General features: G+C 31.0%; 25 protein-coding genes. 5 read left to right on the top strand and 20 right to left on the bottom strand.

The features are described from left to right. Positions 1–4 precede the first annotated feature (4 nt). Genes FBF20_RS08155 through FBF20_RS08145 form a run of 3 tightly spaced genes read right to left on the bottom strand, consistent with a single transcriptional unit; the run spans position 5 to position 3,142 of the window. A complete protein-coding gene (locus FBF20_RS08155) occupies positions 5–1,165 on the bottom strand; it encodes a sulfate adenylyltransferase (protein WP_002851486.1) in 1,161 nt (386 codons plus the stop codon). After that, positions 1,143–2,030, bottom strand: coding sequence for a response regulator (locus tag FBF20_RS08150; RefSeq protein ID WP_002851295.1), 888 nt, complete (start codon positions 2,028–2,030; stop codon positions 1,143–1,145). The genes FBF20_RS08155 and FBF20_RS08150 overlap by 23 nt, the downstream gene beginning before the upstream one ends. Next, entirely contained in the window at positions 2,027–3,142 is a 1,116-nt protein-coding gene (locus FBF20_RS08145) for a bifunctional 2-C-methyl-D-erythritol 4-phosphate cytidylyltransferase/2-C-methyl-D-erythritol 2,4-cyclodiphosphate synthase (protein ID WP_002851397.1), read from the bottom strand. The genes FBF20_RS08150 and FBF20_RS08145 overlap by 4 nt, the downstream gene beginning before the upstream one ends. A 122-nt stretch (positions 3,143–3,264) precedes the next feature. Here FBF20_RS08145 and FBF20_RS08140 point away from each other — a divergent pair, with 122 nt between their 5' ends. After that, complete coding sequence (locus FBF20_RS08140) at positions 3,265–4,371, top strand: Mrp/NBP35 family ATP-binding protein (protein ID WP_002851177.1); 1,107 nt, start codon at positions 3,265–3,267, stop codon at positions 4,369–4,371. 25 nt (positions 4,372–4,396) lie between these two features. Beyond that, positions 4,397–5,557: a 2,3,4,5-tetrahydropyridine-2,6-carboxylate N-succinyltransferase gene (locus FBF20_RS08135; protein ID WP_002851311.1), complete on the top strand. Its 1,161-nt coding sequence runs from the start codon at positions 4,397–4,399 to the stop codon at positions 5,555–5,557. Between the two features lie 24 nt (positions 5,558–5,581). On the opposite strand, the gene hisIE is transcribed toward FBF20_RS08135, so the two are convergent. The 16 genes from hisIE to FBF20_RS08055 all read right to left on the bottom strand — a co-directional run bounded on the left by hisIE (position 5,582) and on the right by FBF20_RS08055 (position 16,844). After that, positions 5,582–6,205 (bottom strand): bifunctional phosphoribosyl-AMP cyclohydrolase/phosphoribosyl-ATP diphosphatase HisIE, encoded by a 624-nt coding sequence (gene hisIE / locus FBF20_RS08130; RefSeq protein ID WP_002890904.1) that lies wholly within the window; start codon positions 6,203–6,205, stop codon positions 5,582–5,584. Between the two features lies 1 nt (position 6,206). After that, on the bottom strand, positions 6,207–6,974 hold the full coding sequence (hisF, locus tag FBF20_RS08125) for an imidazole glycerol phosphate synthase subunit HisF (RefSeq protein ID WP_002851492.1): 768 nt from the start codon (positions 6,972–6,974) through the stop codon (positions 6,207–6,209). Further along, positions 6,975–7,931, bottom strand: coding sequence for a COG2958 family protein (locus tag FBF20_RS08120; protein WP_002851346.1), 957 nt, complete (start codon positions 7,929–7,931; stop codon positions 6,975–6,977). It lies immediately after the preceding gene. Beyond that, entirely contained in the window at positions 7,916–8,647 is a 732-nt protein-coding gene (gene hisA / locus FBF20_RS08115; RefSeq protein WP_002851391.1) for a 1-(5-phosphoribosyl)-5-[(5-phosphoribosylamino)methylideneamino]imidazole-4-carboxamide isomerase, read from the bottom strand. Before hisA ends, FBF20_RS08120 begins: the two co-directional genes overlap by 16 nt. Continuing rightward, positions 8,644–9,231, bottom strand: a complete 588-nt coding sequence (gene hisH, locus FBF20_RS08110; RefSeq protein WP_002869766.1) for an imidazole glycerol phosphate synthase subunit HisH — start codon at positions 9,229–9,231, stop codon at positions 8,644–8,646. Before hisH ends, hisA begins: the two co-directional genes overlap by 4 nt. After that, complete coding sequence (gene hisB / locus FBF20_RS08105) at positions 9,228–10,286, bottom strand: bifunctional histidinol-phosphatase/imidazoleglycerol-phosphate dehydratase HisB (protein WP_002858024.1); 1,059 nt, start codon at positions 10,284–10,286, stop codon at positions 9,228–9,230. The genes hisH and hisB overlap by 4 nt, the downstream gene beginning before the upstream one ends. Beyond that, complete coding sequence (hisD, locus tag FBF20_RS08100) at positions 10,283–11,569, bottom strand: histidinol dehydrogenase (protein WP_002858444.1); 1,287 nt, start codon at positions 11,567–11,569, stop codon at positions 10,283–10,285. The genes hisB and hisD overlap by 4 nt, the downstream gene beginning before the upstream one ends. Positions 11,570–11,576: 7 nt before the next feature. Continuing rightward, positions 11,577–12,476: an ATP phosphoribosyltransferase gene (hisG, locus tag FBF20_RS08095; protein WP_002858407.1), complete on the bottom strand. Its 900-nt coding sequence runs from the start codon at positions 12,474–12,476 to the stop codon at positions 11,577–11,579. A 172-nt stretch (positions 12,477–12,648) separates the two neighbouring features. Beyond that, a complete protein-coding gene (gene rplQ, locus FBF20_RS08090) occupies positions 12,649–13,002 on the bottom strand; it encodes a 50S ribosomal protein L17 (RefSeq protein ID WP_002890899.1) in 354 nt (117 codons plus the stop codon). 3 nt (positions 13,003–13,005) lie between these two features. Continuing rightward, positions 13,006–14,019, bottom strand: coding sequence for a DNA-directed RNA polymerase subunit alpha (locus tag FBF20_RS08085; RefSeq protein ID WP_002851403.1), 1,014 nt, complete (start codon positions 14,017–14,019; stop codon positions 13,006–13,008). Between the two features lie 12 nt (positions 14,020–14,031). Continuing rightward, positions 14,032–14,658 (bottom strand): 30S ribosomal protein S4, encoded by a 627-nt coding sequence (gene rpsD, locus FBF20_RS08080; RefSeq protein ID WP_002851551.1) that lies wholly within the window; start codon positions 14,656–14,658, stop codon positions 14,032–14,034. Positions 14,659–14,685: 27 nt separating this feature from the next. Further along, on the bottom strand, positions 14,686–15,078 hold the full coding sequence (gene rpsK / locus FBF20_RS08075; protein ID WP_002779544.1) for a 30S ribosomal protein S11: 393 nt from the start codon (positions 15,076–15,078) through the stop codon (positions 14,686–14,688). Between the two features lie 9 nt (positions 15,079–15,087). Continuing rightward, positions 15,088–15,453, bottom strand: a complete 366-nt coding sequence (gene rpsM / locus FBF20_RS08070) for a 30S ribosomal protein S13 (protein WP_002800121.1) — start codon at positions 15,451–15,453, stop codon at positions 15,088–15,090. 2 nt (positions 15,454–15,455) lie between these two features. Next, positions 15,456–15,569: a 50S ribosomal protein L36 gene (gene rpmJ / locus FBF20_RS08065; protein WP_002781429.1), complete on the bottom strand. Its 114-nt coding sequence runs from the start codon at positions 15,567–15,569 to the stop codon at positions 15,456–15,458. Between the two features lie 171 nt (positions 15,570–15,740). Then, positions 15,741–15,959, bottom strand: coding sequence for a translation initiation factor IF-1 (gene infA, locus FBF20_RS08060; protein WP_002781436.1), 219 nt, complete (start codon positions 15,957–15,959; stop codon positions 15,741–15,743). A gap of 87 nt (positions 15,960–16,046) precedes the next feature. Continuing rightward, positions 16,047–16,844 (bottom strand): MBL fold metallo-hydrolase, encoded by a 798-nt coding sequence (locus tag FBF20_RS08055; protein ID WP_002851251.1) that lies wholly within the window; start codon positions 16,842–16,844, stop codon positions 16,047–16,049. Positions 16,845–16,930: 86 nt separating this feature from the next. Between FBF20_RS08055 and FBF20_RS08050 the strand changes: the two genes are divergently transcribed. After that, positions 16,931–18,226 carry an MFS transporter gene (locus tag FBF20_RS08050; RefSeq protein WP_002851344.1) on the top strand — a complete coding sequence of 432 codons (1,296 nt, stop codon included), beginning with the start codon at positions 16,931–16,933 and terminating at the stop codon, positions 18,224–18,226. Between the two features lie 49 nt (positions 18,227–18,275). After that, complete coding sequence (locus FBF20_RS08045) at positions 18,276–19,907, top strand: multidrug ABC transporter permease/ATP-binding protein (RefSeq protein ID WP_002851469.1); 1,632 nt, start codon at positions 18,276–18,278, stop codon at positions 19,905–19,907. Between the two features lie 19 nt (positions 19,908–19,926). On the opposite strand, the gene cgb is transcribed toward FBF20_RS08045, so the two are convergent. Beyond that, positions 19,927–20,349, bottom strand: a complete 423-nt coding sequence (gene cgb, locus FBF20_RS08040) for a single-domain globin Cgb (protein ID WP_002814418.1) — start codon at positions 20,347–20,349, stop codon at positions 19,927–19,929. A 151-nt stretch (positions 20,350–20,500) separates the two neighbouring features. Here cgb and FBF20_RS08035 point away from each other — a divergent pair, with 151 nt between their 5' ends. Further along, the gene (locus FBF20_RS08035) at positions 20,501–23,272 is read left to right on the top strand and encodes an FAD-binding and (Fe-S)-binding domain-containing protein (protein WP_100626455.1); all 2,772 of its coding nucleotides are present in this window, start codon (positions 20,501–20,503) and stop codon (positions 23,270–23,272) included. Positions 23,273–23,347 lie beyond the last annotated feature (75 nt).

The raw sequence follows: 23,347 nt of genomic DNA, 5'->3' as shown, positions 1-23,347 counted from the left end.
TTTATTACACCATATAAGACATTTGATGAATTTCTAAAAGTTTTTGATAAAATTCTTCATCATTTTTGTATTCTAAAATTCCATCAGTTGGAAAAAGCTCATTATAAATTTTTTGCATATTTTTTAATCTATTTGGAAAAAGAGAAGTTAAAATAACACTAGATACTTCCTTGCGTATGAAAATTGCTGGAGGAATGATACCCGCTCTTAGTAAATCTTTTAAAGACTGAGAATTATAGTGCAAATGGTGATGACAACCATGAGGGCAAGATCTTGTGCTAACAATCATGCGACATTGATCGCAAAATACAAATTCAGGCAAAACGATCACTTCTATGCCATAGTCCTTGGAAAAATCATCAAGTATGGTTTTTGGTTGGTTATCATCATAAAACATTCCAAGTCCTGTATGATTTTGTCCTACTACTAGTTTGGTACAACCTAGACTTTTTGCGATAATACTTTCTAAGCCAGGATTTAAATGAGCGTGAAAAATATTAATATTTTTTAATGGAAAAATGAAAATTCTATCCGGTGGAAGATAGTTTTGAATAAATTTTTTCAAATATGCTTCTTTAAGTTCGAATTCAAACCCATTTACATCAAAAGATTCTACAAGAAAAATTACAACTAAATCTGCTTTATCAATAGTCCAACGAAACATTCTTTCATGGGCACGATGCAAAGGATCAAAACTTGAAACTATAGCAGTAATTTTTTGTGCATTAAGATTGTTTTTGATTTGTTGAAAATTTTCTTTTATTTTTTCAATTTGAGAATTATAAATTTCTATTTTTCCACTTATGCAAGTTGTTCCCATGTCTTCTAAAGAGCAAGTGTTAGGACTGAAAATATCAGAAAAATTTTTATTATTTTTAAATTGGCTTTTAAAATCTATATGTCCTACTACTTTTTCATCTAGCATGAGATCGATTCTATCGCCAGATTTTATATCATTTAGTGCTTCTTCGGCATTTTTTGGTGCAAAGCTTAAGGGATAGGGAAAGCTTTCTCCTTTAAATTTTCCTGATTTAATGATTTCATTGACTTCTTTTTCATTCATTAAATGAGTGCAAGTGCCTAGCAAACCTTCTTTAATAAGTGATAAGATGCCAAATTCATTTTGATCTATGATAATGTTTTTATTTTTTCTTGCTGATTTCATATTTCTTCCTTTTTTCCCATAAAGATTTACGTGAAATGCCTAATTTTTTTGAAAGATCAGTATCAGGAAATATATTTTGGTAATTTATAATAACATATTTTACATACTCATCTATAGTTAAAATTTCATTGCTATTGATATTTTTTTCATTATCATTTAAATTAATGCAGTTTATTTTTAAATCATCTGTATTTGAATTGGTATGCAAAATAACATTTTTGTTTTGTATAAAATCTAGGAGTTTTTCCTTTTCTGCTGCTTTTAATGCTTGAAAATTACTCAAAAATAAAAGATTGTTTTCTGTGGGAAGTTTCATAACTTTTTCAACTGAATTTGTAGATGTTAAATCAATAAAAGAAAGAGTAATGTCACATTCATTTGCATAATTAAAAACAAAAGCATCAGCACTGCTTTGCTTGTTGGATTTTAATATCAATGGAAGTTTTAATTTTTTATAATTATACTCTGGAATTTTGATTGTTTCTAATCTTGATTTGATATAGCTTTGATAAGCTTTATTAAGGATTGAAAGTTTTCTAAAATCCTGATAATGCTTTATTTTTCTAATCAGCTCTTCTATCATAAAGGGTTTTTGAATATAATCACTAGCACCTAATTTCAAAGGATTTGAAACTGTATCTGTACTTATATAAGAAATAAGCAAAATAATAATACTATGTTTAAACTGACCTACGGCTTTTAGAAAATTATTAGTATTTGTAGAAAGCAGTATAATGTCATAGTATTTTTCACCATTGTATTCATCAAACGAGTTAATAATTTCACAGCTATATCCAGCATCACTTAGTTTAATGCTAATGCTTTGCGCTAGATAAATTTCATTTTCAATAATTAAAACTTTCATAATCTTGTCCAATCAAAATATTTTAAATTTACACTACTAAGCACCGCCATACCTTCTTTTCTTCCAATAAAACCCAATTTTTCCGTTGTTGTGGCTTTAACATTGATTCTAAATTCATCTAAATCTAAAGTATGAGCTATATTGCTTTGCATAGCTTGTTTAAAGTCTTTAAGTTTAGGGCTTTGTGCCATGACGCAAATGTCTATATTAATGAGTTCAAAACCTATTTCTCTGACTTTATCATAAGCTTGTTTTAAAAGCTCCATGGAGTTGGCATTTTTAAATTTCATATCAGTATCAGGATAAAGCTCTCCTATATCTCCAAGTCCTGCAGCACCTAAAATCGCATCGGTTAAAGAGTGAGCTAAAACATCTCCATCGCTGTGTGCTTTAAGCCCCATAGTAGGATGAATTTGCACTCCTGCTAAAAGCAAAGGGCGATTCTCTCCAAATTCATGCACATCAAAACCATTGCCAGTAAAAATTTCAAAGCTAGGTGTAGGCAAATCAAGTTTTTTAAGATCTTCTTTAAAGGTTAGTTTTCTTGCATTTTCTTCACCTTCAACAAACCAAATTTTTCCACCCATTGCAGCTATAGCTGTGCTATCATCTGTAAATTCTAGGTTTTGATCCAAGGCTTTTTTAAGCAATTTGGTTTTAGAAATTTGCGGGGTTTGAATGAGTTTGATTTTTTCTCTTTGCAAGGCTTCATTGTCAAAAAGTGTTGTATCTGCAACTTTTAAAGCAGGGGTAATACAATCTGCTTTATCTAAATTTTCAATCAAACGATCAAACAAATTTTTACTCACCAATACCCTTGCTACATCACTTACCATAACAAATTCGCTATCTATGAGCTCTAAGGCTTTTTTTAAGGATTCTGCTCTGGTATCACCACCTTCTATGAATTCATAGTTTTTGGTAAATTTTTTCATATAAGTGATATTACTAGAGGTAACAACTATTTTTTTAAAAGGATAAAAAGAGCTTAAATTTTTTGTTGCATAAAGCCAAAGAGGGTCATTTCCAAGTCGTAAAAATTGTTTTTTTACCTTTGTATTAAAACGAGTAGAATTTCCAGCTGCTAACATAATGAGGCTCATTTCACTCATTTTTTCATTCCTCTTTTTAATATTGTTGGTTTTTATAATGTTACCATATTATACACTTATAAAAAGCTAAATTTTATCATTTTATTAGTAAAATTGATTTTTTTAAAAGACAAGGAAAAAATATGAAAGAACAAATTTTAGAGAAATTAAAAACTGTAAAATATCCTGGTTTTGAAAAGGATATAGTGAGTTTTAACTTTGTAAAAGATATTAAAATTCAAGATGATGGTGTATTCATTGATATAGAAATCGTTTCAGCAAATCCTGAAGTAGCTAATGAAATTCGTAAAAATACTATTGAAGCTTTATCGAGTTTGGCTTTAAAAAATATTGAACTTAATATCATTACTCCAAAAATTCCTGAAGAAAAAAGTAATTCAAGAAGTGGAAAAAATATCGCTCCACAAGTAAAAAATTTCATCATGGTTTCAAGTGGAAAAGGTGGTGTGGGTAAATCTACAACTACAGTAAATTTAGCAATTTCCATGGCTAAAATGGGAAAAAGAGTAGGTATTTTAGACGCGGATATTTATGGGCCAAATATTCCAAGAATGCTAGGTGAAACCAAAACTCAGCCTGAAGTAGTAGGGCAGAGATTAAAGCCTATTTTAACTCATGGTGTTTATATGATGAGTATGGGGGTTTTGATCGAAGAGGGTCAAGGCCTTATGTGGCGTGGAGCTATGATCATGAAAGCAATTGAGCAACTTTTAGCTGATGTAATTTGGCCTGAGCTTGATGTATTGTTTTTGGATATGCCTCCAGGAACAGGCGATGCGCAAATTACTTCTGCACAAAGCATTCCTATTGCTGCAGGAGTTTGTGTAAGTACGCCTCAAACCGTATCTTTAGACGATAGTAAAAGAGCTTTAGATATGTTTAATAAACTTCACATTCCTATAGCGGGTGTGATTGAAAATATGAGTGGATTTTTATGTCCTGATAACGGTAAAGAGTATGATATTTTTGGCAAAGGAACGGCTGAGGATATGGCAAAAGCCTATAAAAGTGAAGTCTTAGCACAAATTCCTATAGAAATGATAGTAAGAGAAGGTGGAGATGAAGGCAAGCCTGTGAGTTTTTATCACCCTGAAAGTGTGAGTTCAAAGCGTTATTTAATGGCGGCTGAAAAAATTTGGAGCTTTATAGAAAAAATTAACAATGAAGGTGGTGCGGATAATTCTGCTATACAACCTGTGATGAATGGAAAAAGTGCGTGTTCGCATTAAAAATTAAGTGGATAAGGAAAAGAAAATGATTAATACTAAAGAAGATTTTTTACTTTTAATCAAACAAATCGAGCAAAAAAGTGGCTATAAAAAACCTAAAGCTTTTGGTATAGCAAGGCTTGATAGAGGACAGTTAAATAAAAATAAAATCTTACAAGCAAGTTTTGCTTTGATTAACTATGAGCAAAATTTTGGCTCAGCGGCAATCATGCTTGAAGCTTTTATGCAAAGGGGCGTGGAGATTGATTTTAATGCGAGTGAGTTTGTGCAAACTTTGAAATTAGAAGATATTGATTTTGCACTTTCTTGTTTTAAACCTTTTTTAGAAGAAGATGGGCATCAAAATATTGATTTATTAAAGATTATCAAAGATAAATTTAAAGACGATGAATTTTCTTTTGTTTGTCTTTTTGAAGATAAAGAACCTTTAAGTGTAGAAAGTATTTATCTAAAACTTTATTTGCTTTCTACTAAAAAAGTACCTTTAAGAAGTATCAATTTAAATGGAGCTTTTGGACTTTTAAGCAATGTAGCTTGGAGTGATGATAAGCCTATCGAGCTTGAGTATTTAAGAGCAAATGAAATGCGTTTAAAAATGAGCAATCAATATCCAAAAATCGATTTTGTTGATAAATTCCCAAGATTTTTAGCACATATTATCCCTGAGGATAATACAAGAATTTTAGAAAGTTCTAAAGTAAGAATGGGTGCGTCTTTAGCAGCAGGAACAACCATCATGCCAGGGGCAAGTTATGTGAATTTTAATGCAGGTACAACAGGAGCTTGTATGGTTGAAGGGCGTATTAGTTCAAGTGCTATAGTAGGAGAAGGTTCTGATGTAGGTGGCGGAGCTTCGATTTTAGGTGTTTTAAGTGGAACAAGTGGCAATGCTATAAGCGTAGGCAAGGCTTGTCTTTTAGGGGCTAATTCAGTGACAGGAATTCCTTTAGGGGATAATTGTATAGTTGATGCAGGTATTGCAGTGCTAGAAGGAACGAAATTTTTACTCAAAGATGCCGAAGAACTTGCTAAACTTAATCCTTATTTTAATTTTGATAAAGAAATTTACAAAGGCTTAGAGCTTAAAGGTTTAAATGGGCTACATTTCCGTCAAGATTCTATAAGTGGTGCTATGATAGTAGCTTTAAATAAAAAAGCAGTCAAACTTAATGAAGCCTTGCATTGATATAAATTTATTTTACATAAAGCTTTAAGCTTTATGTCTTTCTTTTAATTTTGAAATCACATCTGAGAAACTAAGATTTGCATCTGCAAGTAAAACACTTAAATGATACATTAAATCCGCTGCTTCACAAATAAGCTCTTCTTTATCTTTTACTGTCGCTGCTAAAGCTGTTTCTACGCCTTCTTCACCAACTTTTTGTGCGATGCGTTTTGTACCACTTTTGAAAAGTTTTGCTGTATAAGAAGTATTTTCATCGGCATTTTTGCGTGTATTAATAAGTTTTTCAAGTCTGGCTAGAAAAACAAAATCTGCATTTTTAGAAATTTTTTCAAAACAAGAAATATCGCCCGTATGACAAGTAGGCCCTACAGGATTTGCTAAAATTAAAAGCGTGTCATTATCACAATCTAAGCTTAAATCTATGATATTTAAGAAATTTCCACTTTCTTCACCCTTCATCCAAAGACGCTGTTTTGTGCGTGAAAAAAAGACTACTTTGCCACTTTCTAAGCTTTTTTCTAAGGCTTCATTATTCATAAAGCCTAGCATTAAAACTTCGCAAGTTTTTGCATCTTGGATGATGACAGGTAAAAGATTATCCACTTTTTGCCAAGCGATTTTTTCATTAAGTTCTTTGAAATTTTGCATATTATATCCTTATACTTAAGCCTTGATTTTTAAGATAAATTTTTAATTCTTTAATGTCTATAAGTTTTTGATGAAAAACAGAAGCAGCTAAAGCCCCATCTATACCTAGTTTAAAAGCTTCTAAAAAATGTTCCATTTTTCCCGCTCCCCCACTTGCGATTAAAGGTACTTTACAAATTTTATATACAGCTTCTAATTGTTCTAAATCATAGCCATTTTTAACACCATCTTGATTCATCATATTTAAAACAATTTCGCCTGCACCCAGATCTTGCACTTTTTTAACCCATTCTAAAGTGCTTTTTCCACTATGTTTACTTGTTTTTTCATCCCCTGTGTATTGAAATACTTTTAAATTTCCATTTTCATCTTTAAAACTATCAATCCCTACTACTACGCATTGCACGCCAAAGCTTTTAGCAAGGCGTGTGATTAGGCTTGGATCATTTAAAGCAGGAGAATTGATAGAAATTTTATCTGCCCCATTAGCCAAAAGTTCAGCTGCATCTTCTTCGCTTTTAATACCCCCTGCAACACAAAAAGAAATATTGATATTTTTTGCTACTTCACTTACCCATTCTCTTGATATGCGTTCTTTTCTAGCACTTGCAGCAATATCATAAAAAACAAGCTCATCAATACCATTTTGAGAATAATACCTAGCAAGCTCTATGATATCTCCCATATCTTTATGGTTTTTAAATTGTGTTCCTTTTACTACTCTGCCATCTTTGACATCTAAACATGCAATTATGCGTTTTGTAAGCATTTATTTCTCCAAAATACATTTTTCTTTAAGATATTTTTCCATTTCTTCATCGCTTTTAATTTCATCAAAATTAGCTTGAATTTTTGCTTCTTTGCCCACTTTAATTTGTTTGTTTATATCATCAATAAATTCTTTAAAATTTGGATTTTTATTGATCAGCATATTTAGTGTTTGAATATCAAGTTCTTTTTCTTTTGCACTAATTAAAATTTGAGAATTTGAAATATCTTTTTCAAGTTTTATCACTCCTATGCCAAAACTTTGATTTAAGCGTCTTAACTCACTTAAAACTTCGCTATCAATTTCTTGTAAAACAACCAAATAGCCTTCATTTGCCCAGCTAGAATTGCTTACAGCTTGAAAATAGCATTCTTTTAAATTTGAAAAATTTAAAGCAATTTTAAGTTCAAAAGAAAAAAGCTTATAACTATTTTGTTTGATATTTTCTAAAAGTGTTATGGTCTCTTTTTCATAATCATCATAAGGAAAATAAACCCCTACAATATCAGGATAATTCCACTTATCTTCCCCGCCTTTACCCTTTTTGCTTTGTTCATGGTAAATTGTTTTGCAATTTAAATTAAAATCTAAATTTTCATATAAAAATTTTACAAGCAAGGGGTGTAAATCTCTTTCATGAAATTTATTTTTTTCTTGTTTTTCGTTAGTAATTTCATTTTTATTATCAAGCTTTAAAAGTTCATTTTCTCTTTCTTTTAGCCAAAAAGTTGTAGGTTTTTGGGAAGCTTTGATAAACAAAGAATTGTGTTGCAATTCTTTTATATCAACATATATCCTAGCCCCTAAAGTAGCAATTGGAGTTTGTCCTATGCTAGAAAGCTTTTTATCTAAGCCTTGTTCAAGAGCTTTTTGCCAAATTTCATTAACACTTAAAGGTCTGTCACTTTGTTTTAAAATTTCTAAAGTAAGTTCTTTGTAGCTTAATTTGCTAGACATCTTATCCCTTCTTCTACGCTAAAAACTCCGTCTAATAAAGCTTTTCCTACGATAACCCCACTACAAATTCCTTTTAAGTTTTCAAGGTCTTTTAAGCTCGCTACTCCACCACTTGCCTGAATGCAAATATTAGGAAAAATTTCATGGATAAGTTTGTAAAGTCTTACATTTACTCCTTGCATGGTACCATCTTTTGAAATATCTGTGCAAAGTATGTGTTTTAAGCCTTTATTGCTATAAAAATCTAAAACTTCCATAAGCTTTTTATCGCTTGCTTCTTGCCAAGCATTTACAGCCACAACATAATCTTCTTTTAAAATCGTATCTAAGGCTAAAACTATAGCTTCACTACCAAATTCTTTTAAAATTTCAAGACATAAAGTCGCATCTTTAATTGCCATAGATCCTATAACTACTCTTTTTACTCCACAATCAAGCAAAGCTTTAACTTCTTCTTTAGAGCGTATACCTCCACCTACTTGCAAATTGACACTGACTTCTTTGGCTAATTTTTCTATCAAAGCAAATTGTCTTTTGCTAGGATCTTTTGCACCTGTAAGATCTACAAGATGAAGTTCTTTCGCTCCTGCTTTTTCGTATTCTTTAAATTTCTTTAAGGGATTGTATTTATATACTTTTTTTTGTTCGTAATCCCCTTTTACAAGACGCACCACTTCGCCATCTATAAGATCGAGTGCGGGTATGATTTGAGTCATCCTATATCCTTAATAAAATTTGAAATTAAAATTTCCCCAGCCTCGCTACTTCTTTCAGGGTGAAATTGCACTCCGTAAAAATTATCTTTCATTACGCTTGCGCTAAATTTTTGCGAATACTCACAATCTGCTATAGTGTATTTCCCAAGTCCTACACAATAACTATGCACAAAATAAAAATAAGCCCCTTCTAAGCCTTTAAACAAAGCATGAGAGCTATAAACTTCATTCCATCCCATATGTGGAAAAGTAAAGCCTTCTTTAGCTTTAAATTTTTGAGTTGTAAAATCTATGAGTTTTAAGGTTTCTTGATTTAATTCTTCAGAAAAATTTCCTAAAATTTGCATACCTAAACAAATACCAAGCAAAGGTTTTTTGGTATTTTGAATAAAATTAATAAGATTAAATTGTTCTAAATTTTTCATTGCTTCTTTTGCGGTACCCACTCCAGGTAAAAAAAGCTTATCCGCACTTTCAAGCTCTTTTAAATCCCTACTGATAGTTGCATTAAAACCTAATCTATCTAGACAAAATTTCAAAGATGCTAAATTCGCACAGGCTGTATCGATGATGATGATTTTCATATCACTCCTTTAGAGCTGGCTAAATTTTCACTTTCTATTTTTACTGCCATTTTCAAAGCTTTTGCAAAGGCTTTAAAAAGCCCTTCGGCTTTATGATGATCGTTTTTGCCTTTAACTTTTAAATGCAAACTCACGCCCATAGCATAGCTTAAAGAATAAAAAAAGTGCTCGATCATTTCTGTGCTTAAAGCCCCTAAATGAGATTTTTTAAATTTGGCTTTATAGACTAAATGGGGACGATTGCAAAAATCCATTGCACAACTTGCCAAACACTCATCCATAGGTAAAGCAAAACCATATCTTGCAATGCCGATTTTATCCCCTAAAGCTTTTTTGATACAAGCTCCAAGTGCTAAGGCTACATCTTCAACGCTATGATGCTCATCGATTTCCAAATCTCCTTTACAAGAAATTTCAAGCCCTATACCTCCATGTACAGCGATTTGCTCTAACATGTGATCAAAAAAATCAATACCTGTTTTAATGCTAACCTTACCCCCATTTAAGCATACCTTTACTTTTATATCTGTTTCTTTAGTAGTTCTTTGATAACTCGCGCTTCTAAAAGAACTTAAAATTTCATTTTCTATTTCTTTCCAAGAAAGTTCGCCGTATTTTAAACCACGCACGCCTAAATTTGAAGCCAAGATCATATCACTCTCACGATCTCCTATAACAAAACTTTGTTCCTTATCATAAAGTTCGTGTTTGATATACTCTTCTAACATAGCGGTTTTAGGTTTTCTGCAAGCACAATTTTCATTTTCAAAATGCGGACAAATAAAAATATCTTGAAATTCTATACCGCAACTTTTTAAAATATCAAGCATTTTTTCATGAGCGATTTCAAAATTTTCCTTTGGAAAACTTGGTGTTCCAAGACCGTCTTGATTGCTTACCATAACAAATTTAAATCCAAATTTTTTTAGTTTTAAAAGAGTGGGAATAGCATCTTTTTCAAAACGCAATTTTTCAAGAGTATCGATTTGAAAATCGCTTTTTGGCTCCTCTATTAAAGTGCCATCTCTATCTATAAAAAGGATTTTTTGACTCATTTTAAGCTTTCTAAACGAAAAGTTACTGCATTTTTGTGCGCGTCTAAATGCTCATTTTGTGCTAAAATTTCAACACTTTTACCTAAAGCTAAAAAACCTTCTTTACTTAACTCTTGAACGGTCATTCTTTTACTAAAATCTGCCAAACCTAAACTAGAATGCGTTTTAGTAAGTCCATAAGTAGGTAAAACATGATTTGTCCCACTTGCATAATCACCCATAGACTCTGGGGAATAAGCTCCTAAAAATACTGATCCTGCGTGTTTTACACCTTTTAAAAGTTCTCGTGGATTTTGAGTTTGTATGATCAAATGTTCAGGGGCGTAAAGATTTGAAATTTCTAAGGCTTGATTTAAATCTTTAGCTATGATAATGCGTGAATTAGCAATGCTTTTGCTTGCAAGTTCTTTGCGAGGCAAAAGTTCTAATTGACTTTGGACTTCATCACTTGCTTTTTTAGCAAAATCTTGACTTAAACACACTAAAATCACTTGAGAATCTGCACCATGTTCAGCTTGTGAAAGCAAATCACTAGCTACAAATTTTTCATTAGCTAAATCATCAGCTATGACTAAAACTTCACTAGGTCCTGCTTGCATATCAATAGCTGCTCCGTTTATATCACTACTTACTTGGCGTTTTGCTTCGGTTACAAAGGCATTTCCTGGGCCAAAAATTTTATCCACCTTTAAAACACTTTGGGTACCGTAAGTCAAAGCTGCTATAGCTCCTGCACCGCCCATTTGATAAATTTCATCCACGCCACAAAGCTTAGCACAAAAAAGCACAGCATCATTGATTTTTGCAGGACTTGCTAAAACGATTTTTTCACAACCTGCAATTTTTGCAGGAATAGCTAGCATTAAAACCGTTGAAAACAAAGGTGCCAAACCCCCTGGTATGTAAAGTCCTACTTTTTCTATAGGGCGTGTTAAAACTTCACATTTAACGCCTTTTGTAGTTTCAAGAGCGATTTCATGTGGGATTTGGGCTTCGTGAAATTTTTTGATATTTTCATAAGCCACTAAAATAGCTTCTTGTAAATCTTTATCTAAACGATTGCTTGCTTGAGTGATTTCTTCTTGAGTGATTTTAATCTTTGAAATTTCAGCCTTATCAAATTTCAAAGCTTGTTCTATCAAAGCTTTATCGCCTTTTTCTTGCACTTCTTTAATGATAGAACTTACTATTTTTGAAATTTCATCTTTCGCACTTATAGCAGGGCGTTTTAACGCTTCTTCTTTTTGTTTTTCATCCAAATTATCATATACTAAAATTTGCATTTTTTACTCACTTTAACATTTTTTCTATAGGCAGAACTAAAATCGAACTCGCACCTTCTTCTTTTAAAGCCTCCATGGTTTCCCAAAAAAGATTTTCTTTACTTACCATATGTAAAGCTACATTTTTTTCATCGTGTGCTAAAGGTAAGATAGTCGGTCTTTCAACTCCTGGAAGTAGGGCTTGAATTTTATCAAGCTTTTCTTTTGGAGCATGAAGCATAATGTATTTAGATTCTCTTGCTTGCATTACTCCTGCTACACGCAACATAATTTTATCCACTAAGGCTTGTTTTTCTTTACTTAAAGCATTTTCTTTTTGAATCAAACAAGCACGAGATTCATAAATGACTTTAACTTCTTTAAGATTGTTTGCTTGTAAAGTTGCCCCGCTTGAAACAAGATCGCAAATCGCATCGGCTAAATTTGCCCTAGGGGCTACTTCAACAGAACCTGTAAGCGTACAATTTTTATAATTAATCCCATTTTCTTTCATAAAACGCTTTAAAAGTTGTGGATAAGAAGTAGCTATCCTTAAGCCTTCAAAATCTTTCAAATTTTGAAATTTATTTTCTTGAGGTAAGGCAAGAGAAAGACGGCAATATCCAAAATCTAGCTTTTTTAAAAGCTTATAGCTTGGATTTTCTCCTAAAGACTGGCGTTCAAGTTCATTTTCTTCTAAAACATTTTCCCCTATAATGCCTAAATCTACAACCCCATCAAAAATAAGCCCAGGGATATCATCATCTCTAACGCGTAAAATATCTATGGGTAAATTTGTAGAAAAAGCGATCAAGCTTTGTTCATGGATATGCATTTTAACACCACATTCTGAAAGAAGCTCTATGGATTCTTTTGAAAGTCTACCTGATTTTTGTATCGCAATGCGTAAACGAGTGTTTTCTTGCATAACATATCCTTGAAATTAAAAATTAAAAACTTATATTAGCATAAGTAGTTGAATTTTTAGCAAGGGTTTTAGAAAATAAATAAATTTAATTTTATTTAAAATAATTATTTAAAACTTTTTATTTTTAGGATATTTAATTGAAGTATTAATCCTAGCAAAAGCTAGGATTTGATTAAACTACAAATTCGATGAAAGCCATTTCAGCGGCATCACCACGGCGAATTCTTGTTTTGATGATTCTTGTATATCCGCCATTGCGATCTTTGAATTTTGGAGCAATTTCAGTTACTAGTTTATTGGTAGCGTTTTTATCTTGTAATGAAGCAAAAACTGCTCTATGAGCGTTAAAATCTCCAAGTCTTGCTCTAGTAATCAATCTTTCTACATAACCTCTTAATTCTTTAGCTTTTGGTAGAGTGGTTTCGATTTTTCCGCTATTTACTAAAGCTATAGTTAAATTTTTTAATAAGGCAGCACGATGAGATGAAGTTCTGCCAAGTTTTCTATATCCATGTTTATGTCTCATTCTTTATCCTTCGTTTTGTGCTTTTAATTCTGCGATTTTATTTTTAAGTATTTCTTTATTATCGCTAAGCTTAGAAGTTCCCACAGGAAAACCTATGCTTTCCATGATGTTTTTAATTTCATCAAGAGATTTTTTACCTAAATTTTTAAGCCCTGCAAGTTCACTTACACTCATCAAAGCAAGCTCGCCTATGTAAACCACTCCTGCTTTTTCAAGACAATTATAACTTCTAGCACTTAAATTTAAATCTGTAATGTTTTGCAATAATTTAGTATTTTCTAGTTCATTGCTTGTTGCTTGATTTTTAATTACACTTCTAACATTGGTAATTTTATCAAATACTGATAATTGTTTATACATAGCTTCTAGAGCATTTTGAAAAGCTTCATTTGGAGTGATTTGTCCATCAGTTGTTACGGTTAAAACCACTTTTTCATAATCAGGATTATCTTCAAATAAAACTTTTTCAATATCATAGGTTGCTTCTCTTACAGGTGTAAAGAAAGCATCTAAAGCTATAAATTTAGGATCATTTATAAGCTCTTTAATTTCTTCGCTTGGTACATAGCCAATACCTTTTTCAACGATCAATGTGAATTTGAGTTCAGCATCTTCGTTGATTGTTGCTAGATAGGCGTCTTTATTTACTACTTCTACTTGATCATTATTTAGATCTTTGCCGTAAATTTCTTTTGAGCCTTTAAAGCTAAATTCTACTATTTCTTTATTTGAGTCGCCTTTAATTTTAAAGCGTAGTTTTTTTAGATTAATGATAAAAAGTGCTACATCTTCAAGCATACCACGCATGCTATCAAATTCATGAGCTACGCCATCAATATGAATCGCAGTTGGAGCATATCCTATGGTGCTAGTGTAAAGTAAACGGCGTAAAGGATGGGCTAGGGTGATTCCATAGCCGATCTCAAAAGGCCAAGCACTGATTTTAGCCACAGTATCACTAATGTTTTCTATTGTAAATTCTGTTGGCGTATAAGCAGATGTTGTAATATTTCTCATATTTAGCCCCTATTATTTAGAGTAAAGCTCAACGATAAATCTTTCCTCAACCGGAATGACAACTTCTTCTCTTTCAGGTTTTCTTGTGAAAATTCCAAATCTCTTATCTTTTTCAACATCAACCCAAGCAACGATTCCAGTTTGTGCTGTAAGTTCGATAGCTCTTGTAATTTGAGGATTGTTTTTGCTTTTTTCGATAATTTCGATTTTAGCACCTGCTTCTACTCTAAAGCTAGGAATATCCACTCTTTTACCATTTACTAAAACATGTCCATGTGTTACAAGTTGTCTTGCAAAACGACGTGTTGTAGCAAAACCCATTCTATATACTATATTGTCTAATCTTTGTTCTAAAAGTTGGATAAGTAATACCCCTGTATTTCCTTCTCTTCTTGCTGCTTCAGCAAATAAACGACGGAATTGCTTTTCGCTTACTCCATACATAAATTTAGCTTTTTGTTTTTCTCTTAATTGAAGTCCATACTCACTAATTTTACCTTTTCTTGCTCCGTGTTGTCCTGGTGCATAAGGGCGTTTATCTAGTGCACTTTTGCCAGCTAGTCTTCTTTCTCCTTTTAATGCTAAGCTAACACCAAAGCGTCTTTCTAATTTTTCTACTGGTCCTCTATATCTTGCCATAATATTCTCCTAAATTTTTCTTATATCTTAGACACGACGACGCTTAGGCGGTCTGCAACCATTGTGAGCTAATGGAGTGATATCTTTTAAGAAAGTTACTTTGATTCCTTCCATAGCACCTACACTCTTAACAGCAGTTTCTCTACCGCTTCCTGGTCCTTGTACTTTAATGCCTACTTCTTTAATTCCGTGTTCTTTTGCTTTATTTAAAGCGTCTTCTACTGCTTGTTGTGCTGCATAAGGAGTTGATTTTTTAGAACCTTTAAATCCTAAACCACCTGCACTACTCCAAGCGATAGCATTTCCCATTTCATCAGTTACTGTAACCATAGTATTGTTAAAAGTCGCACTGATATAAACAATACCTTTTGCTATATTTTTTTTAACTACTTTTTTCTTTACGATTTTTCTTTTTGCCATGATTTATCCTTATGATTTTGCACCAACAGTTTTTCTCTTACCTTTTCTAGTTCTTGCGTTTGTTTTTGTTTTTTGTCCGCGAACTGGTAAGCCTTTTCTGTGTCTTAAACCTCTAAAGCTTCCTAAATCCATAAGTGCTTTAATATCCATAGCAACTTGTTTTCTCAAATCCCCTTCAACCATATAGTTTTCTTGAATTTCTTTACGGATAGCTGCTGCTTCATCTTCACTTAACTCATGAACTCTTTTATCATAAGAAATTCCTACTTTATCTAGAATTTTTCTTGAAGTGAAAAGTCCTATACCATAAATATAGGTTAGTCCATACTCAATTCTTTTTTTCTTTGGTAAATCCACACCTGCAATACGAGCCATGTTTATCCTTGTCTTTGTTTATGTTTTGGATTTTCGCAAATAATGCGAACCACGCCTTTACGGCGAACTACTTTGCATTTGTCGCACATCTTTTTAACCGATGGTCTCACTTTCATGAGCGTCTCCTTGAATGAATTCCACTTGATTTACGACTACATCAGGTTTTATGAATAACCAACTATTTTCAAAATAAGTGGTGGATTTTAAAAATACTTCTTCATATAGTTCGATGTAATTTGTCGCAAAAACTCTAATTTTATCTAAAATTAGCTTTTAAATAACTTAGATTATTTATATCTAAAAGTTATACGCCCTTTATCAAGGCTATAAGGTGTAAGTTCTACTTTTACTTTATCACCTGGCATTATTCTTATATAATGCATACGCATTTTTCCTGCAATATGACATAAAATTACATGTTTGTTGTCAAGTTCAACCTTGAAATTTGCATTAGGCAATGCTTCAAGTACGGTGCCATCAATTTCAATTACATCATCTTTTGCCAAAATTTTCTCCTTTCATGAAATAAAAAGGCTATAATTTTAGCAAAAATTATTAAAATTTTTACTTAATTTTTAGTAATTTTTAAGTAATTAATCTAAAAATTTAGGTTTGATAAAAGGCACATGAGTCCCTATAACTTTGAGTTTTCTTTCTTTAAATTCTTTAAGTAGTTTTTCCCTTGTTTGTATAGCCTCATTTTGATCTATATCAAATTTTATAGCGATTTTAGGTTTTGGGATTTGTATATCATAAAGATGAAGTAAATCTCCCCAAAAGACTATTTTATCATCAATTATGATAGCATTTTGACCTGGGGTATGCCCGTAAGCAGGTATGGCTTTAATGCCTGAATTTTGAAAGATCAAATCTTTGGAATGATCGATAAATTCTATATTTTTAAGTTTAAGCAAGGTGTTTTTAATTTCTTGTCTATCGCTTTTGATCCAAAAATCATATTCTTTTTTATCAATTAAAATTTGAGCTTTTGGAAAAAGATTTTCTTCGCTCATTAAAGCACCTATATGATCAGGATGTGCGTGTGTTAAGATAATATGAGTGATATCTTTAAAATCGGTTTTATGGATATGTAATTTTTCTTTTAATGTGTCAATAGTATCTAAAAACCCTGTGTCTATTAAAGCATTAAAATTTGGATTTTTTATCAGAACAATATTATGCTCATTTCTTTTGATTTTTGTGCGAGTTTTTTCTATAAAATTCTTATCTTCATCGCTTTGTGGCACTAAAAAAGAAAATAATAAATTTAAAAATTCATCATCAGACTGTTTAAGTGAGATTATATGGGTTTGATTTGAATTTTTGCTTGTGGTTTTTTCTTCTAAAAAATAAAGATTGGTTTTTAAAAGAGTGGTTATAAAATTAAACATATTTATCCTTAAATTTTTAGATAATATTTTGGAAATGATTATAGTATAATAAAAACAATGTTTTTAAAATTTAAGGTAATTAATCAATGAGAAAATCAAAATTTGGAACAAAGGAAATTAAGATCTTAGGACTTTCTTCACTAGGAGGAACTTTAGAATTTTATGATTTTATTATTTTTGTCTTTTTTGCTGAATATATAGCCAATGTATTTTTTCCTAAAGATATGAGTGAATTTTGGGCTTTATTAAATACTTATGGAGCATTTGCAGCTGGATATTTAGCACGTCCTTTGGGTGGTATAGTTATGGCACATTTTGGAGATAAATTTGGGCGTAAAAATATGTTTATGCTAAGTATTTTACTAATGGTTCTTCCTACCTTTGTCTTAGCTTTTATTCCAGGTTATGAAACTCTTGGGTTTTTAGCTCCTGTTTTATTGATACTTATAAGAATTTTTCAAGGCATAGCTATAGGTGGAGAATTGCCTGGAGCTTGGGTTTTTGTAAGAGAGTATTGTCAAGAAAAACAAAAAGCTTTCTTTTTAAGCTGTTTAAATTCAGCTATGGCTTTAGGAATTTTGTTAGGAAGTATAGTATTTTTAATCATTAATGCTTTTTTTAGCATAGAAGAAATTGCTGCTTATGCTTGGCGTATTGCTTTTTTTGTAGGTGGAATTTTTGGGATTATTTCTATTTATTTGCGTAGATTTTTGCAAGAAACTCCTGTTTTTAAACAAATGAAAAAAGAATCATCGCTTAGTTCTTTTCCGCTTAAAGATTTATTTAAAGAAAAGGATATTGTAAAAAATTTATTTTCATCAATGATGATGACTTGGGTTTTAACAGGTTGTGTTATTGTGCTTGTTTTATTGATGCCTAAATTTATGCCTAGTATTTTAAATTTAAGTGGGGTTGAAGGAAGTTATTTACAGATATTAGGAATTTTGGGAATAGCTTTAGGCGGGGCTTTTATGGGTTATCTTGTAGATAAATTTGGTTTATTTAAAATTTGCATTTTCTTTTCTTTAACTTTTGTATTTTTTTCTTTTTTATATTTTTATGCTTTATATGAGCTTAAAAATTTGGTTTTGGTGTGTATTTTGTATTCGATTATTTGTTTTTTAGGTGGGATTAATGTGTTCGCACCTATTTTAATGAGTGAAGTTTTTAGAGCTAAAATAAGATTTTCAGGAATTTCTTTTTCTTATAATATTTCTTATGCAATTTCAGGCGGTATTACTCCGCAACTCGTTTTTTGGCTTAATACACTTGCGAGTAAAAATGAAAATCCATTTTTATATGGTATGAGTATATATATGATTTTTTTAGCGTTATTGGCTATTTGTGCTGTTTTTATAGTAAAAGATAAAATAAAATTTTGATAATCACTCTTAAAATGTTATAATTAAAATTATATTTTGGAGTTTATAAATGCCTTTTATTATGGAATTACTTAAGCAAAATAAATTAAAGTTGATTTCTTTTTTGCTTTTTTCTTTTATTACAAGCGCTGTTGGAGTTTTAACTCTTGTTTTTATCAATGATTATTTGCTTAAAAATGCACAAAACATTCCTATTTTTTATTTTATTGTTTTGCTTTTGATTTTTTTTATAAGTTCTACCATAGTTGAACTTGGACTTAGTATTTTTGGACAAAATTTTATTTTTAAAATGCAAAGGCGCGTAGTAAAGCAGATCTTAGACACCCCTTTGTTAAGAGTGGCTAAAGTAGGTAAGGCTAGAATTTTAGCTTCTTTAGGAAGTGATGTGAGAAATATATCTTTTGGGCTTTTAAGATTGCCTGATTTTTTACAATCAAGTATATTGATTTTATGCACTAGTGTTTATTTATGTTATCTTTCACCACAAATTTTTGCTTTGTGTGTGGTATGGATTATGGTTATTTTTATTACTAATAATTTTTTGATGATGAAAGTATATCAGTATTTTAGAAAGGCAAGGGAAAATGATGATGCTTTGCAAAATAATTACCAAAATATACTAGATGGACATAAAGAACTTTTGATCAATCGTGATAGAGCCAAACTTTACTATGAAGATGAATTTGAAAATAATGCAAGATTGAAAAAGAAAAATAGTACTTTAGGCAATCTTTTTAACAATCTCTCAAACAACTGGACAAATGTAACTCTTTTGGCTTTAGTGGGTGTAGAGTTTTACTTAGCTTTAAAATTTGAATGGGCAAGTGTTGCAGATGCTACAACTATAGCTCTTTCTATTTTGTTTTTACGAACCCCTTTAGTATCTATGATAGGATCTTTTCCTACTTTGCTTTTGGCAAAAATCGCTTTGGATAAGATCGCAAAATTGGAATTAGATGATTATATAGAAGGTTTTAAAAAAACACATTATATCAGTGAATGGAAAAAAATTTCTTTTAGAAATACTCAATTTGCTTATGAAGAAAATTTTCACTTAAATCCTGTAAATATAGAACTTAAAAAAGGTGAATTGGTATTTTTAATAGGTAAAAATGGAAGTGGTAAATCCACTTTTTGTATGCTTTTGACAGGACTTTTTAAGCCAAGCAAAGGCGGAATTTATGTTGATGATACGCTTATAGATGATAAAAATTTAGATGAGTATAGATCTCTTATTTCTGCTGTTTTTAGCGATTTTCATCTTTTTACTAAAACCTTAAATAAAGAAAATTTTGCAAGCGAAGAAAAAATTGCTTTTTGGTTGGAGTTTTTAGAACTTAAAAATAAAACAAGTGTCAAAGATAATGAACTGACCTTAACCAAACTTTCTACAGGGCAAAAAAAGCGTTTAGCTATGCTTATAGCCTTGCTTGAAGAAAGGGATATTTTAGTGCTTGATGAATGGGCGGCTGATCAAGATCCTGTTTTTAGAAGATTTTTTTATAAAAAACTTTTACCTTTGCTAAAAGAGCAAGGTAAAACAATCTTTGCTATCACACATGATGATGCATATTTTGATAGTGCTGATAGAATTTTCTTGGCTCAAAATGGTGAAATCAGCGAATTAAAGGGTGAGAATATAAAGGAATTAGCTAAAAATTTAGTAGAAAAATTTGATTAAAGCCCAAAATGGGCTTATATTATTTATCATAGAGCTTTTTTTCTATATCGATATAAAATTTAGCAATTTTTCCATAAGCAACTTCCCAAGCTTTAAGAGTGGCTTCATCAGGATTTAAAAGATTTTTAATAGCCTTTAAAAGGCAAGCTCCAACTATAGGATAATGCTCTTCTTTAACTCCTAAATTAACATGAGTTATGGCAACTTTATCAACAAAGCTTCTCATATTTTCCAAATTTTCTATATTTTTAGCCGCCATTAAAATCGCCATTGCTAAAGCTTTTGGTTGTTCTCCTGAAATTTGTTTTTCCATATTAAACATAGGTTTTACCTCAGGATAATCATTAAACATTATTTTATAAAACTCATTGGTTAAATCCTCTCCATTTTTTTGCAAAATAGGCACACAATCTTTGATGATTTGAATTTGTTCTTTTGTCATAGTTTCTCCTTTTTGTTGTAAAAGAGATATTTTATATCTTAAAAAGGAGAAAAAAATTGACTTGTGTTAAAATTATGCTCAAAAATATAAATTTAAAATTATCTTTAAATTATTAAATTATATAATTGATAATAAATTAAAAAGAGGGACTATGGCAAATTTTAAAGCTTTTTATAATGAGGCTAAGTATATTTTTAAGGATAGAATTTTTAATGATTATGCTAGATGCTATGCTTATGGCATTGATGCGTCGTGTTATTTTTATATTCCAAAAATAGTGATTATTGCTAAAAATGAAGATGAAATTAAGCAAATTATTCAATTAGCAAATACTTATAAAACTCCTATAACATTTAGAGCAGCAGGTACAAGTTTAAGTGGACAAAGCTCTTGTGATGGAGTGCTTGTAGTGATTAAATTTGCCTTTAAAAAAATAAAAATTAACAAAGACGCTAACGAAATTACTTTAGGATGTGGTGTAGTAGGCATTCATGCTAATGAAAGTCTTGCTTTTTTGAAGAAAAAAATAGGACCTGATCCAGCTACTATAAATTCAGCTTTAATTGGAGGGATTATAAATAACAATTCAAGCGGAATGTGCTGTGGAACTAAGGATAATAGCTATAAAACCTTAAGAAGTATTAGGGTGATTTTGGCAAATGGTAGTATGCTTGATACCAGCGATGCTTTAAGCGTGGCTCGATTTAAAGATGAAAATAAAAAATTAATTAATGAACTTAGAGAGATCAAAGAAAAGATTAATGCCAATAAAGAATTAAAAGATTTAATAATCAAAAAATTTAAAATCAAAAACACCACAGGTTATAGCCTTAATGCCTTTGTTGATTATGATGATGAAATAGATATTTTAGCACACTTGCTTATTGGCTCTGAAGGGACTTTGGGATTTGTAAGCGAAGTTAAGCTTGCTGTTTTGGATGATTTGGAATTTAAGGCCTGTGCTTTATTGTTTTTTGATAATATCAATAATGCTGCAAACACTATAAAAGAATTTGCTAAAGTTGATTTTGTAAGTTCTGCTGAAATAATGGACTATGCAAGTTTAAAAGCTGCATCAACTTATGATGAGTTAAGAGATATTTTAGCTGATATTAAAGAGGGCAATACTTGTGTATTGATCCAAAGTGAGCATAGTAATGAGCTTAAGCTTGATGAAAATATAAATAAAATAAAAGAAATTTCCAAACTGGCTTATAAGTCATATTTTAGCAAGAATAAGGCCGAATATGATTTATGGTGGAAGATTAGAAAAGCACTCTTGCCTATAGCAGCTAGTCTTAGAAAGGCAGGTTCAACGGTAATTACTGAAGATGTGTGTTTTAATATCGAGGATTTAGCCGATGGAATTAAAAGCATTCAAGAATTGTTTTATAAATATGGCTTTGGTGATAATGGAATCATTTTTGGCCATGCATTAGCAGGCAATATCCATTTTATTGTCACACCGGATTTAAACAATAAGCTTGAATTTGATAATTTTTCAAATCTAGTTAAAGAAATGTCTAATATAGTAGCTTCTTATGGTGGAAGTATAAAAGCTGAACACGGCACAGGGCGTATGGTGGCACCTTTTGTGGAGGTAGAGTGGGGTAAGCAAGCTTATTTGATCAATAAAAAAATCAAAAGTATCTTTGATAAGGATAGTTTATTTAATCCCGATGTAATCATTAGCGATGATAAAGATATTTATAAGAAAAATATCAAACAAGTCAGTTGGATTGATGAGAAATTAAATACCTGTATGGAATGTGGATTTTGCGAAAGATTTTGTCCATCAAATGAATATACAATTACTCCAAGACAAAGAATTGCGATCTTACGAGAGATTAAACGCCTTGAAAGCTTAAATGATGATGAGTCAAAAGCAAAATTAAAGGATATTAAAAAATATTACAATCATTTAGTAGACAGCTCTTGTGCTGCTTGTGGGGTGTGCTCTTTTTCATGTCCTTTGGGGATTAATTTTGCTGATTTTTCATTAAAATATAGAAAAAATAATATAGGATTTATATCTAAAATTTTAGGAAATCTAGCATATAAAAATCATGAAAAAACTCTAAAAATTGCTAAATTTTCATTAAGTATCGCAAATAAATTTGATAATTTAAGTCTTGATAATAAGCTTGAAAAAGCAAGCAATTTTCTTAGCATTATACCAAGAACTAGGGCGTATTTGCCTAAGGTGAATGATTATGAGCTAAAAAGTCATAAAAGAGTTTGCAATGTGGTTTATTTTACAAGCTGTCTTAATAAAAGCTTTAAACCAAATGAAAAAATGCATGATAAAAGAAGTTTGCAAGAAGTATTTGAAAGCTTGTGTAAAAAAGCAAATATAGGCATTATTTATGCACCCAATGATTTATGTTGTGGTAAGGCTTATGAGAATTTTCAAGATATTCAAGATAAAAATATACAAAAAATCAATGACTTTTTAAGCAATATAGACTCACCCATAGTGTTAGATCATAGTGCTTGTAGTGCTAAGTTAATTAGTGATCATTCAAAGTACGAAATTTATGATTTAAGCGAGTATTTATTAAAATTTATTGCTCCCAAGTTACGCATTGATAAAATCAATGAGAATGTAGGATTATATATCATGTGTGCTGCTAGAAAGCTTGGTTTAAATGAAAATATAATTAAGCTTACAAAGCTATGTACGAATGGAAAAGTATTAATAGATAATGATACCTATTGTTGTGGGTTTGCTGGATACAAGGGCTTTTTCAAGCCTCAATTAAATATTAGTGCTACAAAAGGCTTTAAAAAATTTTATGCCAAAACAAATATTAAGCGCGGGTTTAGTACATCAAGCACTTGCGAGATAGGATTAAGCGATGCTACGGGTATATCTTGGCAGCATATAGCGTATTTATTGGATGAATGCAGTGAAGCAATTTAATTGATAAATAAAACTCCATAATTTAAAGCAAATTATCCCCCCATAGAGCTTGTGGCTTCTTATTTTTTATTTTAT

Source organism: Campylobacter sp. CFSAN093259 (genome assembly GCF_012889985.1).
GTDB lineage: Bacteria > Campylobacterota > Campylobacteria > Campylobacterales > Campylobacteraceae > Campylobacter_D > Campylobacter_D jejuni.
The sequence above is the reverse complement of the archived record's forward strand: the minus strand, read 5'-3'. Positions and strand labels throughout refer to the sequence as shown.

Bases quoted from the DNA above. Each gene is read 5' to 3' on its own strand.
- FBF20_RS08155 (WP_002851486.1), bottom strand. From the start codon at position 1,165: ATGAAATCAGCAAGAAAAAATAAAAACATTATCATAGATCAAAATGAA.
- FBF20_RS08150 (WP_002851295.1), bottom strand. From the start codon at position 2,030: ATGAAAGTTTTAATTATTGAAAATGAAATTTATCTAGCGCAAAGCATT.
- FBF20_RS08145 (WP_002851397.1), bottom strand. From the start codon at position 3,142: ATGAGTGAAATGAGCCTCATTATGTTAGCAGCTGGAAATTCTACTCGT.
- FBF20_RS08140 (WP_002851177.1), top strand. From the start codon at position 3,265: ATGAAAGAACAAATTTTAGAGAAATTAAAAACTGTAAAATATCCTGGT.
- FBF20_RS08135 (WP_002851311.1), top strand. From the start codon at position 4,397: ATGATTAATACTAAAGAAGATTTTTTACTTTTAATCAAACAAATCGAG.
- hisIE (WP_002890904.1), bottom strand. From the start codon at position 6,205: ATGCAAAATTTCAAAGAACTTAATGAAAAAATCGCTTGGCAAAAAGTG.
- hisF (WP_002851492.1), bottom strand. From the start codon at position 6,974: ATGCTTACAAAACGCATAATTGCATGTTTAGATGTCAAAGATGGCAGA.
- FBF20_RS08120 (WP_002851346.1), bottom strand. From the start codon at position 7,931: ATGTCTAGCAAATTAAGCTACAAAGAACTTACTTTAGAAATTTTAAAA.
- hisA (WP_002851391.1), bottom strand. From the start codon at position 8,647: ATGACTCAAATCATACCCGCACTCGATCTTATAGATGGCGAAGTGGTG.
- hisH (WP_002869766.1), bottom strand. From the start codon at position 9,231: ATGAAAATCATCATCATCGATACAGCCTGTGCGAATTTAGCATCTTTG.
- hisB (WP_002858024.1), bottom strand. From the start codon at position 10,286: ATGAGTCAAAAAATCCTTTTTATAGATAGAGATGGCACTTTAATAGAG.
- hisD (WP_002858444.1), bottom strand. From the start codon at position 11,569: ATGCAAATTTTAGTATATGATAATTTGGATGAAAAACAAAAAGAAGAA.
- hisG (WP_002858407.1), bottom strand. From the start codon at position 12,476: ATGCAAGAAAACACTCGTTTACGCATTGCGATACAAAAATCAGGTAGA.
- rplQ (WP_002890899.1), bottom strand. From the start codon at position 13,002: ATGAGACATAAACATGGATATAGAAAACTTGGCAGAACTTCATCTCAT.
- FBF20_RS08085 (WP_002851403.1), bottom strand. From the start codon at position 14,019: ATGAGAAATATTACAACATCTGCTTATACGCCAACAGAATTTACAATA.
- rpsD (WP_002851551.1), bottom strand. From the start codon at position 14,658: ATGGCAAGATATAGAGGACCAGTAGAAAAATTAGAAAGACGCTTTGGT.
- rpsK (WP_002779544.1), bottom strand. From the start codon at position 15,078: ATGGCAAAAAGAAAAATCGTAAAGAAAAAAGTAGTTAAAAAAAATATA.
- rpsM (WP_002800121.1), bottom strand. From the start codon at position 15,453: ATGGCTCGTATTGCAGGTGTGGATTTACCAAAGAAAAAAAGAATTGAG.
- rpmJ (WP_002781429.1), bottom strand. From the start codon at position 15,569: ATGAAAGTGAGACCATCGGTTAAAAAGATGTGCGACAAATGCAAAGTA.
- FBF20_RS08055 (WP_002851251.1), bottom strand. From the start codon at position 16,844: ATGTTTAATTTTATAACCACTCTTTTAAAAACCAATCTTTATTTTTTA.
- FBF20_RS08050 (WP_002851344.1), top strand. From the start codon at position 16,931: ATGAGAAAATCAAAATTTGGAACAAAGGAAATTAAGATCTTAGGACTT.
- FBF20_RS08045 (WP_002851469.1), top strand. From the start codon at position 18,276: ATGCCTTTTATTATGGAATTACTTAAGCAAAATAAATTAAAGTTGATT.
- cgb (WP_002814418.1), bottom strand. From the start codon at position 20,349: ATGACAAAAGAACAAATTCAAATCATCAAAGATTGTGTGCCTATTTTG.
- FBF20_RS08035 (WP_100626455.1), top strand. From the start codon at position 20,501: ATGGCAAATTTTAAAGCTTTTTATAATGAGGCTAAGTATATTTTTAAG.